General features: G+C 45.7%; 11 protein-coding genes and 1 tRNA gene. 10 read left to right on the top strand and 2 right to left on the bottom strand.

Annotated features, from left to right (window positions below; genetic code table 11):
- Positions 1 to 79: 79 nt before the first annotated feature.
- The 5 genes from AC1DFM_RS23335 to AC1DFM_RS23315 all read left to right on the top strand — a co-directional run bounded on the left by AC1DFM_RS23335 (position 80) and on the right by AC1DFM_RS23315 (position 3,948).
- The gene (locus AC1DFM_RS23335) at positions 80 to 520 is read left to right on the top strand and encodes an N-acetyltransferase family protein (RefSeq protein ID WP_477079171.1); all 441 of its coding nucleotides are present in this window, start codon (positions 80 to 82) and stop codon (positions 518 to 520) included.
- A gap of 61 nt (positions 521 to 581) precedes the next feature.
- Positions 582 to 1,145, top strand: coding sequence for an NUDIX domain-containing protein (locus tag AC1DFM_RS23330; RefSeq protein ID WP_477079170.1), 564 nt, complete (start codon positions 582 to 584; stop codon positions 1,143 to 1,145).
- 20 nt (positions 1,146 to 1,165) lie between these two features.
- On the top strand, positions 1,166 to 1,987 hold the full coding sequence (gene rlmB / locus AC1DFM_RS23325; RefSeq protein WP_477079169.1) for a 23S rRNA (guanosine(2251)-2'-O)-methyltransferase RlmB: 822 nt from the start codon (positions 1,166 to 1,168) through the stop codon (positions 1,985 to 1,987).
- Positions 1,988 to 2,115: 128 nt separating this feature from the next.
- Positions 2,116 to 2,967, top strand: coding sequence for a hydroxymethylglutaryl-CoA lyase (locus AC1DFM_RS23320; RefSeq protein ID WP_477079168.1), 852 nt, complete (start codon positions 2,116 to 2,118; stop codon positions 2,965 to 2,967).
- Between the two features lie 9 nt (positions 2,968 to 2,976).
- A complete protein-coding gene (locus AC1DFM_RS23315; protein ID WP_477079167.1) occupies positions 2,977 to 3,948 on the top strand; it encodes a GSCFA domain-containing protein in 972 nt (323 codons plus the stop codon).
- A 111-nt stretch (positions 3,949 to 4,059) separates the two neighbouring features.
- On the opposite strand, the gene AC1DFM_RS23310 is transcribed toward AC1DFM_RS23315, so the two are convergent.
- Positions 4,060 to 5,529, bottom strand: a complete 1,470-nt coding sequence (locus AC1DFM_RS23310) for an MFS transporter (protein WP_477079166.1) — start codon at positions 5,527 to 5,529, stop codon at positions 4,060 to 4,062.
- Positions 5,530 to 5,751: 222 nt separating this feature from the next.
- Between AC1DFM_RS23310 and AC1DFM_RS23305 the strand changes: the two genes are divergently transcribed.
- Positions 5,752 to 8,022, top strand: a complete 2,271-nt coding sequence (locus tag AC1DFM_RS23305; protein ID WP_477079165.1) for a patatin-like phospholipase family protein — start codon at positions 5,752 to 5,754, stop codon at positions 8,020 to 8,022.
- A 137-nt stretch (positions 8,023 to 8,159) separates the two neighbouring features.
- Here the strand turns inward: AC1DFM_RS23305 and AC1DFM_RS23300 are convergent, their stop codons facing one another.
- Positions 8,160 to 8,756, bottom strand: a complete 597-nt coding sequence (locus tag AC1DFM_RS23300) for a MiaE family protein (RefSeq protein ID WP_291919000.1) — start codon at positions 8,754 to 8,756, stop codon at positions 8,160 to 8,162.
- A 78-nt stretch (positions 8,757 to 8,834) separates the two neighbouring features.
- Here AC1DFM_RS23300 and AC1DFM_RS23295 point away from each other — a divergent pair, with 78 nt between their 5' ends.
- The 4 genes from AC1DFM_RS23295 (at position 8,835) to AC1DFM_RS23280 (ending at position 14,093) form a co-directional block, all read left to right on the top strand.
- Positions 8,835 to 9,950, top strand: coding sequence for an aminotransferase class I/II-fold pyridoxal phosphate-dependent enzyme (locus AC1DFM_RS23295; RefSeq protein ID WP_477079164.1), 1,116 nt, complete (start codon positions 8,835 to 8,837; stop codon positions 9,948 to 9,950).
- Between the two features lie 52 nt (positions 9,951 to 10,002).
- Positions 10,003 to 12,429, top strand: coding sequence for a penicillin acylase family protein (locus tag AC1DFM_RS23290; protein WP_477079163.1), 2,427 nt, complete (start codon positions 10,003 to 10,005; stop codon positions 12,427 to 12,429).
- Between the two features lie 77 nt (positions 12,430 to 12,506).
- Positions 12,507 to 12,579 (top strand) — tRNA-Lys (locus tag AC1DFM_RS23285).
- A gap of 134 nt (positions 12,580 to 12,713) precedes the next feature.
- Positions 12,714 to 14,093, top strand: a complete 1,380-nt coding sequence (locus tag AC1DFM_RS23280) for an AAA family ATPase (RefSeq protein WP_477079162.1) — start codon at positions 12,714 to 12,716, stop codon at positions 14,091 to 14,093.
- Positions 14,094 to 14,100 lie beyond the last annotated feature (7 nt).

Genomic DNA, 14,100 nt, shown 5'->3' with positions numbered 1-14,100 from the left:
CGGTGTTTACCGGAACGGGCATCTTTTCTTTTTTTAGGGAAATGCGTTACATTGAGGAGGCATTTAATAAAATATTTTTATGGAAGTTATTAAGGCAACGGAGTTACACCTCAATGAAGTGGCGGTTTTGTTTGATGCCTACCGCAGTTACTATGACCAGGCCCCGGATTTCAAAGGTGCACTTGATTTTATTACAGAAAGAATCGCAAAAAAAGACAGCGAAATATTTGTGGTATTGGAAGGAGATGAAATTGTGGGTTTCACGCAATTATATCCCATCTTCACTTCTATCGGCATGAAGCGGGGCTGGCTGTTGAACGATTTATATGTACTGGATGAACACCGTGGTAAGGGCGCAGGCAAAGCCCTGATAGCTGCGGCAGCTGCGCACGGTAAAAAAACAGATGCCGCCTGGCTGATGTTACAAACTTATATCGCCAATACAAATGCGCAGGCGCTTTATGAAAGAGAAGGGTTTATAAAGGATACGAATTCTTTCTATTATTATAAGTCGCTTTAAAAAATAATCAGAAGAGGAAGGGAAAGGCCGGCAGTCTTTCCCTTCCTCGCAATTATACAGCATGGATACAACGAAAAACCCCTGGACCATTCATTCCAGGGAAACGAGATACGATAACAACTGGATCAGCGTTTGGCATCATGATGTGTTGAATCCTGCAGGAGGTCCCGGTATCTACGGGGTGGTACATTTTAAAAACCTGGCAATAGGCGTGGTGGCGCTGGATGATGATATGAACATCTACCTGGTAGGACAGTACCGTTTCCCATTGCAGCGTTTTAGCTGGGAAATCCCGGAAGGGGGTGGACCACATGGAGAAGATCCGTTGGAGGGCGCTAAAAGGGAGTTGCTGGAAGAAACGGGGTTAGTAGCGGCGCATTGGGAAGTGATTACGCGGATAGATCTTTCTAACTCCGTATCTGACGAGGAAGGGGTGGTGTTTTTAGCCAGGGGGCTGGAACAGCGGGAAGCGGAGCCAGAGGAAACCGAGCAGTTATATATAAAAAAAGTACCTTTTGAGGAAGCCTACCAGATGGTGAAAGACTTTGAAATCACGGATTCCTTATCTGTAGCGGCTATACAAAAAGTGAAGCTCATGAGCTATGAGGGCTTATTAAATAAATAAACCCGTTACCTTTGCAGCACATGGAAAGGAAATTTAACGCTTTCAAAGGTGAAAGAAGAGATGGCCACGGTGGCCCTAAAAAATATGCAACACAGCGGCCGAAGCAATCGTCTATGATTATTGGCCGGCAGCCTATGCTGGAGGCTTTGAACTCCGGCAGGTCTGTAGAGCGCATCTATATGCTGCGCACTGCCACAGGCGAAAATATCCCACAGATAAGGGAATTGGCGCAAACCAACAATATTCCGGTGAATTATGTACCGGTAGAAAAGCTGAATGCCCTGACACAGGCCAATCACCAGGGAGTGGTGGGGATTGCAGGAAATGTTACCTACCTGGATTTACAGGATGTGATTTCTCATGTAATTGACCGGGGCGAAACGCCGTTGTTCCTGATCCTGGATGGGATTACCGATGTACGTAATATTGGCGCTATTGCCCGTAGTGCGGTATGTTGTGGTGCACAAGCCATCATCATTCCGGACAAAGGTATTGCTGCCCTGAATGAAGAAGCGATGAAATCTTCTGCCGGCGCCCTGGAAAAAATTTCCGTTTGCCGTGTAAATAGCCTGAATAAAGCCATTGATACCCTGCATCTCAACGGTATCAAAGTAATGGCGAGTGAAATGGAAACCGAGATTAAGCTGTACGACTGCGATCTGAAAGAACCAGTAGCGGTGATCATGGGATCGGAAGACAAGGGCGTATTCCCCGCGCTGATAAAGGCTTCCGATGTACTGTTCCGCATACCTATGGCCGGTAATTTCGAATCATTTAACGTATCTGTAGCGGCAGGCATTATCTTGTATGAAGCACTGAAACAAAGAACAGTAAATGTATAGCGGATTTTGTCTTGTCCGGGATTAAACTGATTAAACTGATTTTTTATTTTCTTTAAAAATCATAAAAGTAAAAATCAGTTTAATCAGTTTAATCCTGGATAAGACAGGTTTCGCGCAAATGGTTTGTTATGCTAAAATTAATTGAATGCCCGCGCGATGCGATGCAGGGATGGCACCGGATGATCAGCACAGATGAGAAGGTGGAGTACCTGAACGCTTTATTAAAAGTTGGTTTTGATACGATTGATTTTGGAAGTTTTGTATCTCCCAAAGCCATTCCTCAAATGGCAGATACAAAAGAGGTGATATCCCGGCTTGATTTATCCGGCACTTATAGCAAGCTGCTGGCCATTGTAGCCAATTTACGGGGAGCAGAGGAAGCGGTGGTATTTGATGAAATCAGCTACCTGGGCTATCCCTTCTCCGTATCAGAAACTTTTCAATTAAGGAATACCAATAAAACCATTGCGGAATCTATTGAGCAGGTGCATTCCATGCAGGAGCTCTGTATCAAAAACCGGAAAGAACTGGTGGTATACATTTCCATGGGATTCGGCAACCCTTATGGGGACCCATACAGCCCGGAAATTGTATTACAATGGGTGTCAGAACTGGTGAAGATGGATATCGGCATTATTTCCCTCGCTGATACGGTAGGCGTAGCAGATCCTGCTACTATTACCGGGTTGTTTAAACACCTGATACCAGCCTATCCGCAGGTAGAGTTTGGAGCACATTTTCACGCGGCTCCTTATAACTGGGAAGAGAAGGTAGCCGCTGCCTATGCAGAAGGCTGTAAACGCTTCGATAGCTCTATCAGAGGCATTGGCGGTTGTCCGATGGCCAAAGATGAACTGGTAGGCAACCTGGCCACGGAAAACATGCTGGCTTTTTGCTCAAAACACAAAGAACCAGTGAACTTGTCGATGCATTCCTTTGTGGATGCCGAGCGACTGGCAGATGCCGTTTTTAAAGATTAATTGTCATACATGCAATTTCATTTGAATTTTCCGGTGGCCCCCCTGTCTACTGATATACAGTACCAGCAGGAGTTGTTGCTAATGGGTTCCTGTTTTGCAGAAGAAATAGGAGAGAAGCTGCAGGAGCACCGGTTTAATACCCTGATCAATCCACATGGTATTCTATATAACCCACTCAGTATTACCAACGCCCTGACCAGCTACCTGGATGGCAAAGTGTACACCACCGCTGATTTATTTCAACATAACGATACCTGGCATAGCTGGGATCATCATAGTCGTTTTTCTGGTCTTACCCCGGAAGCTACCTTGGAAAATATCAATGGTATGCAGGCGGCCGCGGTAAAGTCGATCGAAACCACCGACTGGCTCATTTTAACGCTGGGGTCTGCGCATGCTTATGTGTTGAAAGAAAACAGCCGCATGGTGGGCAACTGCCATAAAGTACCTGCGGGCAATTTCTACAAACGGTTGCTCACGGTAGATGAGGTGGTGACTGCGCTCGATAACGTGATGCACCGCCTGTTTTTCCGCAATAAGAAAGTGAATATACTCTTTACCGTTAGTCCGGTAAGATATATCCGCGATGGAGTAGTGGAAAACAATCTGAGTAAGGCGGTGCTGCTCCAGGCAGTACATCATCTTGTTAATAAATTTAACCGCTTATTTTATTTCCCGGCATATGAGCTGGTGATAGATGATTTACGCGATTACCGTTTTTATAAAGAAGACCTCGTACACCCCAACGAACTGGCCATCAACTATGTATGGGAACGGGTAGTGAAAGCTTGTATCAGTGAAGATAGTCAGGCATTATTGCACCAGATTGCAGATATTAACCGGGCGGCCGCACACCGGCCTTTTATCCGGGAAAGCAGCCAGCATCAGCAGTTTATGCGTACCTATGCTGCCAGAGTCAATGCATTGATGGGCGCACATCCGGAGTTGAAACTGGATGATTTGTTGGAACATTTTCGTTGAGCAGAAAGCAGAAAGCAGAAAGCAAAAAGCTATTGTAGCGAATGATCTTTGCGAATATTACATACGCAATGATCATTCGCTACAATAGCTTTTTGCTTTCTGCTTTCTGCCTTATGCTTCTCCCAACGGTATTCCTCTTTTATCTTTCAGATAAATGATCCCTACTACAAAACAGATGAGCGCAATACCAATCGGATAAATCAATCCAGCCAGGTGGTTGTTGGTATTGGTGACCAGAATGGTGGAGATGGTAGGCAATAAGCCCCCGAATACGCCATTCCCGATATGGTAAGGCAGCGACATAGACGTGTACCGGATACGGGTAGGAAACAGTTCTACCAGGAAAGCCGCGATAGGCGCGTATACCATAGTCACAAAAATAACTTGTATGAAGATGAGCAATACCAGACAGGCCACATTGAAATTACTCACCGTCAATTCTTTTTTATCGCCGGTTTCTTTCAGGGTGCTGCCATCGGAGTAGCTGTGAACGCGGGTAGTTTTGGTGATCAATTCTCCTGCGTCATTCCTGGCGGTATTACTTTCAATTTTAAACAGTTCCGTTTGTTCCGTTTTCAGTTTCACATTGCCGATGTTGTCCATGGCGCGATAAATGGGGAAGTAAGCCAATGCCGCCACCAGCATGCCGGTGAGCATGATTTTTTTACGCCCGATGCGATCGGATAGTGATCCGAAATAAATAAAAAACGGGGTGCCTAACAACAGTGCAATGGCAATGATCACATTGGATTGCACAAATTCTATGTTCATTGTTTTTTGTAAGAAGGACAACGCATAGAACTGACCGGTGTACCAAACAACGCCCTGACCCATAGCGGCGCCAAATAAGGCGATGGCCACCAGTTTCAGGTTTTCTTTGTTGGCAAAGCTCTCCTTAATAGGATTGCTGGAGGTTTTACCTTCCTTTTTCATTTGCGCAAACAAAGGGGATTCGTGCAGGCGTATCCGTATATAATACGACATGATCACCAGTAATACAGATAGCAGGAAAGGAATACGCCAGCCGTAGTTATTAAAATCGTCCGGCGACATGAGCATGCGGGTTACCAGGATGACGCCCAGTGATACAAAGAGCCCAAGCGTAGCCGTGGTTTGAATGAAGCTGGTGTAATAACCCCGCCTGTTATCGGGCGAGTGTTCTGCCACATAAGTGGCCGCACCACCGTATTCACCACCCAGTGCCAGCCCTTGCGCCAGACGGAGCAGGAGCACCAGTATGGGCGCTAACATGCCGATGGTATGGTAGCTGGGAATAAGGCCAATAGCGAAGGTAGATCCGCCCATAATGAGGAGGGTGAGCAGAAACGTGTATTTACGGCCTACCATATCTCCCAGGCGTCCAAATACGATGGCGCCAAAAGGGCGTACAATAAATCCCACTGCAAAGGTAGCCAGCGTGGCGATATACGCCAGTTGTGGATTGCTGGGAGGAAAGAACTTTTCGGCAATGATAGCGGATAAACTGCCAAAGATGTAGAAATCGTACCATTMAATGAGTGTGCCTGCTGACGAGGCCATGATCACCTGCCAGATGTTTTGCGAGGGGAGAGCGTTTTTCATACGTGTTAATTGTAGCTGCTAGCCTTTAGCTATAAGCTTTTAGTCTTACTTTTTTGTTATTAGCTTTTGGATGATAGACTGTTAGAGATGTCTTTTGTATTAAAGGGGAATAAGATAATGAATATTTGTGTCGGGAACAAATGTTAGGGTAAAAAACTATGGTGTTGCCCCATCTTTAATGTCGATAATGCCTTATCTTTAATTAAGGGCCAATAATTTACCATGAAGCAGGGACTATCCGTTTACATCAGCAAGGCAATATGTTTAGGTCTGTTAGCTACTATCCTTTGCCACTATACTGTGGAGGCTCAGCAAACTATCAGTAGCAGACCAAAAGTAGGCGTAACGCTTAGCGGCGGTGGCGCCCGCGGCCTGGCACATATTGGTATCCTCGAAGCCATTGACAGCGCCGGACTCAAAGTAGATCTACTTACCGGTACCAGCATGGGCAGTATTATCGGCGGCCTCTATGCCATGGGATATTCCGGTAAACAAATTGAAACCGCCGCCCGCAAACTCAACTGGAATAGTTTGTTTACCAACCAACCCGTACTCAATGATATTTCTTACGAAGAAAAAAGAGAATACGCCCGGTATATTATAGAAATTCCTTTTGAATATGGCAAGCCTAAACTGGCTTCCGGTGTTATCTCCGGAGAGGCGTTGTGGTTAGAGTTAGCAAAACTTTGCTGGCCGGTAAAAGATATAAAAAGATTCGAAGACTTCAGCATCCCTTTTAAATGTATTGCCACCGACGTAGCCACCGGTGAAATAGTAACGCTCGACAGCGGAGAAATTGTAACGAGCCTTCGTGCCAGCATGGCCATCCCGTCCATTTTTACCGCCGTTAAAATCGGTAATCGCAAACTGGTAGATGGGGGCGTGGTACGCAACTTTCCCGTGATCACTGCCAAAGATATGGGTGCCGATATTGTGATAGGAGCCAATGTAAGCGGTGGTTTGCGCAAAGAAGATCAATTGGTGACACCCTTTGATATCCTTTACCAGCTTGGGTTTTATAAAGATGCGGATGACTTTAAAAAAGCGATCAAAAAATGTGATATTTATATTCCCATAAATAAAGAACTGGAGAATTACTCCGCTGCCAGCTTCGGAAGTGTAGATTCTATCATTGAAGCCGGGAAGCGAAAAGGACACGAGTTATATCCGGTTTTTAAGCATCTGGCCGATTCACTCAATGCCTTGTATCCCCAGGAATCCTTTGTGGCCGAGCGCTTACCTTTCGCGGCAGATATAGATTTGAGCAGCATTCATGTAAGCGGATTGGTACACTCCGATCAGAAATTTTTTCTACAACGGCTGCACCTCAAGCCCGGTGGCTGTTATACAGCTGCCCAACTGAGAAATGCTATTCTGAATGTATATGGCACCCGTTTTTATAAACTGATTACCTACAACCTGGTGCCAGAGGGATATGGGAGAAGCCGCATGGATATTACAGTAGAAGAGAATCCGCTTACTTATGTGAAGGTAGCCCTGAACTATAATACGCTGACCGGCGCCAATGCCATTGTGAACCTGACGCAACGGAATTTTATTGTGCCCAACTCCCGTTCTTTTGTAAGAGTGGCCATCAGTGAAAATCCGCGACTGGAAGCCCAATATTTCAAATATCTGGGACGTAGCCGTGATTTTGGATTTGGACTAAGTACCTATTACGAGAATAATGGTCTCACCTTCTATGATGATGAGTTCGCGCGGCTGCAGCCGTACCGCAGCAAATACGCTAATGCGAATATGGATCTGCAATATATGATCAACCGGGACATGTCTATTGGTGCAGGTACCCGCTGGGAGTATATTAAATTTAAACCGCAGTATTCCAATTTCACAGATATACGTGGCAGCACTAATCAGCTGAATACCTATATTTCGTTTGGCATTAATTCCCTGAATCAGAAAATTTACCCTACCAAGGGCTTGCAGCTGGATTTTGAGGCCGGGTATGTTTATAATCAGCATTCAGGTATTAAACTCAGTTCTGGAGGTCAGGAGTTACCATTGGATAGCTTAGGCGTTCGCTTCGATGACTACCAGCGGTTTGTACTGAATATGAAGTATTATATTCCGATGGGGCGTAAATCTGCGCTGGAGCTGGATGGTAACATCGGCTACAATCTGCATTATAAAGAGTCTGTTGTAAACGGCTATGTAGTGGGAGGGATGAATAATGTGATGCGTAATCAGGTGCCTTTTGTAGGGTTGTACGAAGGAGAAGTGATTACTCCGAAAATAGCAGCAGTACAGGTAGCGTGGCAATATGAATTTATCCGTAATTTATTTGCGATTCCGAGAGTAGGTACTGCTGTGTATGATGGTGAGTTAACGGGAGGCAACCGTTATAAATACCTGACCGGCTATGGGCTGGGAGCAGGCTATAGTAGCCGCTTGGGGCCTATTGAAGCAACTGTGATGTACAGTGATCAGCCAGCGAGGCTGAAGTTCTACGTAAATATGGGATTTAACTTTTGAGCATAAAGCATAAAGCTGAAAGCAAAAAGCCATTGAAGCAAATGATCAAAGCGGATAATATCCGCAATGGTTACTCGCTTTGATCATTTGCTTCAATGGCTTTTTGCTTTCAGCTTTATGCTTTATGCTCAGAATTATCAGTGCATTCTATCTCCGCGTACTTCAATATTCTCCAGGATATCTGCTTCCATTTTCAGCCATTCCTGCCAGCGGTTTCTTACTTTTTCTTCGGGGAAATATTCGTTGGCGAGATCGATAAAGAGTCGGTAGTGCCCCGCTTCCGAGATCATGAATTTGCGGTAGAACTCTCTCATGTATTCATCTTCCAAACCTTCACTCAACAAACGGAAACGTTCGCAGCTGCGGGCTTCGATGAGGGCAAATATTAAGAGGGCGTCCAGGAAGCTATCGTCTGCGTGACCTCCTTTAACGCGGCGTTCCATCAGTGCATTCACGTAGTCATCTTTCCGCTGGCGGCCCAGTGATAAGCCGCGTTTTTTCATTTCTGCCAGTACCTGCCGGAAATGGCCCCATTCTTCCGTAACAATAGGCGCCAGTTCCTCTACCATCCGGGTTCTTTCCGGGTTGCGCTGGATCAGGGAAATGGCAGAAGAGGCAGCTTTTTGTTCACAATAGGCGTGATCTGTAAGAATGTCCTGCAGTGAAATAGCCGCCAGATTTACCCATCGTGGGTCAGTAGGTAATTTTAGTCCGAGTATAGATACTTTGCTCATTTGAAATAGCTGTTAGCGGGTCGCTTTTTTGCGAAGATAACGGCAAAGTTTAAATTGTGCATCGCTAAAAGCAGATCTATGCGTAAGGATGATGCCTCTTTTTTAACACCATTGCTGGATGAACGCCGCGTGCAGCAGTCGTTTCGTGAGCTGCGCCTGTCCGCAGGTAACGTGGATTTTTGTTCCAATGACTACCTCGGTCTGACCCGGAATGCCGCTGTCCGCGCCGATATTCACCGGTTGATGGAAGAACGGCATCCAGCGCATGGCAGCACCGGATCGCGTTTGCTGGCAGGAAATTATGAGTGGGTGATGTCTGTAGAAAAAGACCTGGCGGATTTTCATCAGGCCCCCGCCGGATTATTGTACAATTCCGGTTATGATGCCAATATCGGCGTGTTTTCCTGTGTTGGCAGAAAAGGAGATACGATTATTTATGATCAGTTAATACACGCCTCCATCCGCGATGGCGTGCGGTTATCCGCGGCACAGTCGTTTTCTTTTTTGCATAATGATATCGCAGATCTGGAGAAGAAAATTAAAAATGCCACCGGGAATGTGTTTGTCGCTGTAGAATCCGTGTATTCCATGGACGGCGACCTGGCGCCGATCACCGCCATGGCCGCCCTTTGTAGCCAATATGGCGCTCACCTGATGGTGGATGAGGCCCATGCCACGGGCGTTATTGGCAACAGGGGAGAAGGGCTGGTGCAACAACTGCAATTAACTGAGGCCTGCTTTGCCCGCATACATACTTTCGGAAAAGCGCTTGGTTGTCATGGCGCCGTGGTACTGGGTTCGCAGCTTTTACGTGATTATCTGATCAACTTCTCCCGGTCGTTTATCTATACCACCGCACTTCCACCGGCCGCACTGGCCGCTATTGAGGCAGGTTATGCTGCTTTCCCTTATATGGAGGCAGAAAGGGCACAATTACAACACTTGATTCGTCAGTTTCAAACAGGATTACAGGGAATGGAGCTATTGCCCAGCACCACACCCATACAGGCGGTGTTGATCCGCGGTAATGAACGTACGCGGCAGATCGCCGCCACACTGCAGCAGGCAGGGCTGGATGTGCGTCCTATTCTGCATCCTACAGTGCCTAAAGGAGCTGAACGACTGCGGATTGTACTGCATAGTTTTAATACGACGGCAGAAGTAAATGAGTTGATAAAAGTATTAACGGCATAGGCGGTTATGAATCAAATTTGATGTATTTTACATATTACATCCGATTTGTAATATGAGACTCATTCCCGCAATTGTTACCGCCGCTGTTACATTATCACTCACTTATGCTTTCAGTCACAAACTGGGACAAATACCACCACTGGGCAAGCTGTTAAGTCCGCAGACCGGCTTCTGGCAAAATGCCGAACCTATTGGTGAATTCCCCCGTGAACAACTGGTATTACCCGGACTCACCGGCAAAACAGAAGTATGGTACGATGACCGTATGGTGCCGCATATATTCGCGGAAAATGAAGCGGATGCTTACTATGTGCAAGGATATGTTACCGCCCGTGATCGTCTCTGGCAAATGGAACTGCAAACCATGGCGGCCGCAGGTCGCTTATCCGAAATACTCGGCCCTAAGCTGATCCAGTATGATCGCAGACAACGGCGCCTCGGCATGGTATACGCCGCAGAAGGCACCGTGAAAGAGATGATGGCAGATCCGGCCACCAAAACAGCTGTCACCAGCTATGCTGCCGGTATTAACGCCTACATTGCCACACTCTCACCCGCTACCTATCCCGTAGAATATAAAATCCTGGACTATAAACCAGAACAGTGGGATGTGATCAAATCCGCACTGCTGCTGAAATACATGGCACATGACCTGGCAGGCTTCTGCAACGACCTCGAGTTTACCAATGCCCGCCGCCTCTTTTCCATGGAGGATTTCAACCTCCTCTACCCGGATTTTCATGAAGCCACCGACCCGATTATTCCCAAAGGCACCACATTTGCTAAAGCCTCCGCCAAAGCCACTGCGCCGCCCGACAGCATTCAGGCCGCCGATGCCGCCTTCATGAAATTTAAAATGGATAAACCAGATCCGGCCAATGGCAGTAACAACTGGGCCGTTGCAGGCAGCAAAACCCGCTCCGGTGCACCTATCCTATGCAGTGATCCTCACCTGGGATTATCATTGCCCTCACTCTGGTACGAAATACAAATACATACACCCGATATGAACGTGTATGGCGCCTCTTTACCCGGCGCGCCTGGCGTCATCATTGGCTTCAACGACCATATCGCCTGGGGCGTTACCAACGGAGAAGAAGATGTGAAAGATTATTACCGCATGCAGTTCCGCAACGGCATCAGCGAATATCTCTACAATGGCAGCTATCGCAAAGCCGACCTGCGTGTAGAAGACATCAAAGTACGCGGAGGCGCCACCATACACGACACCGTGGCGTATACCGTATTCGGCCCCGTGATCTTTGATAACACCTTCCCCGACAAAACTTCCCGCGAAACCTTCCTGGCTATGCGCTGGAAGGCCCTGGACCCCTCCAATGAACTGGCTACGTTCAATAAGCTCAATAAAGCCCGTAATTACGACGATTACGCCGCCGCATTGGCTACGTATACCTGTCCTGCCCAGAACTTCGTATTCGCCGATAAGGCCGGCGATATCGCCATCTGGCACAATGGTCAATATCCATTACGCTGGAAAGATCAGGGCAAATGGATCATGCCCGGCACCGACAGCAGCTACGCCTGGCAAGGATTTATCCCGCATGAAGAGCTGCCACATATCAAGAATCCTGCCCGCGGTTTCGTCAGCTCCGCCAATCAACGCGCCACCGACAGCACTTATCCCTACGCATTGTACGGAGAGTATGACCTGTATCGCGGCGCACGCATCAACGAACGGCTCACTGCCATGAATGCTATCACCACCCTGGATATGCAGCACCTGCAAAATGATGATAAAAATCTTTTTGCCGCCGCCGCACTACCCATGATCAAACAGCATATCGACAGCGCCTCACTCACCGCACAGGAACAACCGTACTGGCAACTGCTCTCCTCCTGGGATTTCATGGCCACCCCGGACAGCAAAGCAGCTACCATCTTCAACGAATTCTGGAGCCGCCTGGAAGATACCATCTGGCAGGATGAGCTGAAGCCTAAAGACACCACTATTCTCGCCTATCCGCAATCTATCACCACGCTGCAGCTGCTGCTACATGATACCGCTTTTCATTTTATCGATAACATCAACACACCAGAAAAGGAAACATTGTCGCAGTTGATGCACGGCGCCTTCGTAGCCACCGTAAAAGACATGGCAGAACTGAATAAAGCCGGTAAACTGGAACTCGGCAAAGCCCGCGGCACTGATATCAATCACCTTTCCCGTGGTATTCCTGCTTTCAGTGCACAACATCTCAACACCGGTGGTGGTCAACATATTGTAAACGCTACAAAGCAAACCCATGGCCCTTCCTGGCGGATGATAGTACAGCTCTCCGATAAAACAGAAGCATTCGGTATCTATCCCGGCGGACAAAGTGGAAATCCTGGTAGTCCGTTTTATGATAACAGTGTAAATGACTGGGCATCGGGCAAGTATTATCAGCTGCGTATTTTTAATCCTTCAGAAAAAGATGACGCTGTAATCCGCTACAAGGTGGTGTTTACAGGGAAATGATAAAAATAATTTCAACAAAATTTGGTAGGAATTGAATAATTACTATCTTTGCACTCCGTTAAACAAACGGGGTCAATGATTCCCTAGCTCAGTTGGTAGAGCAATACACTTTTAATGTATGGGTCTTGGGTTCGAGTCCCAAGGGGATCACAGAAGATTAAAAGGCTTGATAGTTAATACTGTCAAGCCTTTTTTTATTGTTTGTTCAATTGATATTTTCATCTTTCATTTATCGCTGACAATAATCTTCTTTTATTGTTATATTACAGATAGAATATACAAGAATGAAAGTAAGTAAGATTTCTATAAAGGATTTTCATCAGTTTAAAGATTTAGAGCTTGATCTCACGTATCCTGCTGGTCACCCTAAAGCGGGGGAGCCGCTGGATCAGGTATGTTTTATCGGGCAAAGTGGAACAGGGAAGACTACTTTGTTAGAAATGATTCCGAAGTTTTTATTTGATTATGACACGAATTCTTTTTCTGATGATGTTGAGAATTATTATGGGAAACTAACACTGGCTTTGCTTTTTGGTCATAAAAATGAGTGCGAATTTCATATTGAGTTTGTTTCTAAGGAAGAAGGGGATGACAGTGACTGGAAGTGGCAACTTCCTGCTAAATTAAAGAGTGCTAAAGATGGCTTAACAGACGAGGAAAGAAGCATACTTTGGGATTCATGGGCCGATTACTTTGACAAAGAATGGTATGGTTTTGCAGCAAGCAAATTAGTATATTTTCCTGCAAACCTAAATTTCGAAATAGACCCTTCGGAAGGGATTGGCTTTGATACGGATGATATAATTGATTTTAGTATACAGAATGTTTCTGCAGTTTGGAACCTTCTCCTGGAAACCATTCAAAAATATCAGGAACAGGAACTACAAATCAGGCAGGAAATATCTAAAACAGTTGAAGAGTCTTTCAGTGACCTTGAAACCATTAAAGCAGCATTAACAAAACTGGAAGCGTGGAAGAAGAATGAATTCAATCCAATTGCAGATGTAGCTGAAAACTGTTTAGATCCATTATTGGCCCATTTTAAAGTTCGCGTAAAACGAGAACTGGATATCAAGAAAAAAGAGGATCTCGGATTTATCAAAATTGAAGACTTCAATAAGAATGAGATTCCACATTCTGTGTGGAGCACGGGAACCAAGCAGGTGATTTTAAGCGCACTTCCATTATATCTGCTAAAACCAAAAAATACGATTATCCTGTTTGACGAGCCAGAACGTTCATTATATCCGGATCTGCAAAGGCAAATAGTTAAATATTATCAGTCATTAACTGAGAATTGTCAGTTTTTTTATTCTACTCATTCTCCTATTATAGCGTCTAATTTTGAGCCTTGGGAGATTGTTGAGTTGAAATTCAATGATAGTGGTGAGATTTATAGAGAGTTGTACTACCAAGACGAGAATCACGTTGACAATTATTTTGTTGATCCGCGATACCTGGACTACGACCTTATTCTGAAGAAGATTTTTGATTTAAAAGATACCAGTACAGATATGCGAATGGAGGCTCTGGTAGAACTATCCATGCTAAAGAATCAATTAGATCAACTGAAACAGGAAGGTAAATTGCAAACCTCCAAAGCGAAAGACATACTCACACGTTATAAATTACTGGCTAAAAAGTTAGCATGGAAAACTGAATGATTCAATT

This window comes from Chitinophaga sp. 05T412 (genome assembly GCF_056396465.1).
Note: the sequence above shows the minus strand (reverse complement) of the source record. Positions and strands in the feature narration are given on the sequence as shown.

What these genes read in the sequence shown, in the direction of transcription:
- AC1DFM_RS23335 (WP_477079171.1), top strand. Translation starts at nt 80, where the DNA reads ATGGAAGTTATTAAGGCAACGGAGTTACACCTCAATGAAGTGGCGGTT.
- AC1DFM_RS23330 (WP_477079170.1), top strand. Translation starts at nt 582, where the DNA reads ATGGATACAACGAAAAACCCCTGGACCATTCATTCCAGGGAAACGAGA.
- rlmB (WP_477079169.1), top strand. Translation starts at nt 1,166, where the DNA reads ATGGAAAGGAAATTTAACGCTTTCAAAGGTGAAAGAAGAGATGGCCAC.
- AC1DFM_RS23320 (WP_477079168.1), top strand. Translation starts at nt 2,116, where the DNA reads ATGCTAAAATTAATTGAATGCCCGCGCGATGCGATGCAGGGATGGCAC.
- AC1DFM_RS23315 (WP_477079167.1), top strand. Translation starts at nt 2,977, where the DNA reads ATGCAATTTCATTTGAATTTTCCGGTGGCCCCCCTGTCTACTGATATA.
- AC1DFM_RS23305 (WP_477079165.1), top strand. Translation starts at nt 5,752, where the DNA reads ATGAAGCAGGGACTATCCGTTTACATCAGCAAGGCAATATGTTTAGGT.
- AC1DFM_RS23300 (WP_291919000.1), bottom strand. Translation starts at nt 8,756, where the DNA reads ATGAGCAAAGTATCTATACTCGGACTAAAATTACCTACTGACCCACGA.
- AC1DFM_RS23295 (WP_477079164.1), top strand. Translation starts at nt 8,835, where the DNA reads ATGCGTAAGGATGATGCCTCTTTTTTAACACCATTGCTGGATGAACGC.
- AC1DFM_RS23290 (WP_477079163.1), top strand. Translation starts at nt 10,003, where the DNA reads ATGAGACTCATTCCCGCAATTGTTACCGCCGCTGTTACATTATCACTC.
- AC1DFM_RS23280 (WP_477079162.1), top strand. Translation starts at nt 12,714, where the DNA reads ATGAAAGTAAGTAAGATTTCTATAAAGGATTTTCATCAGTTTAAAGAT.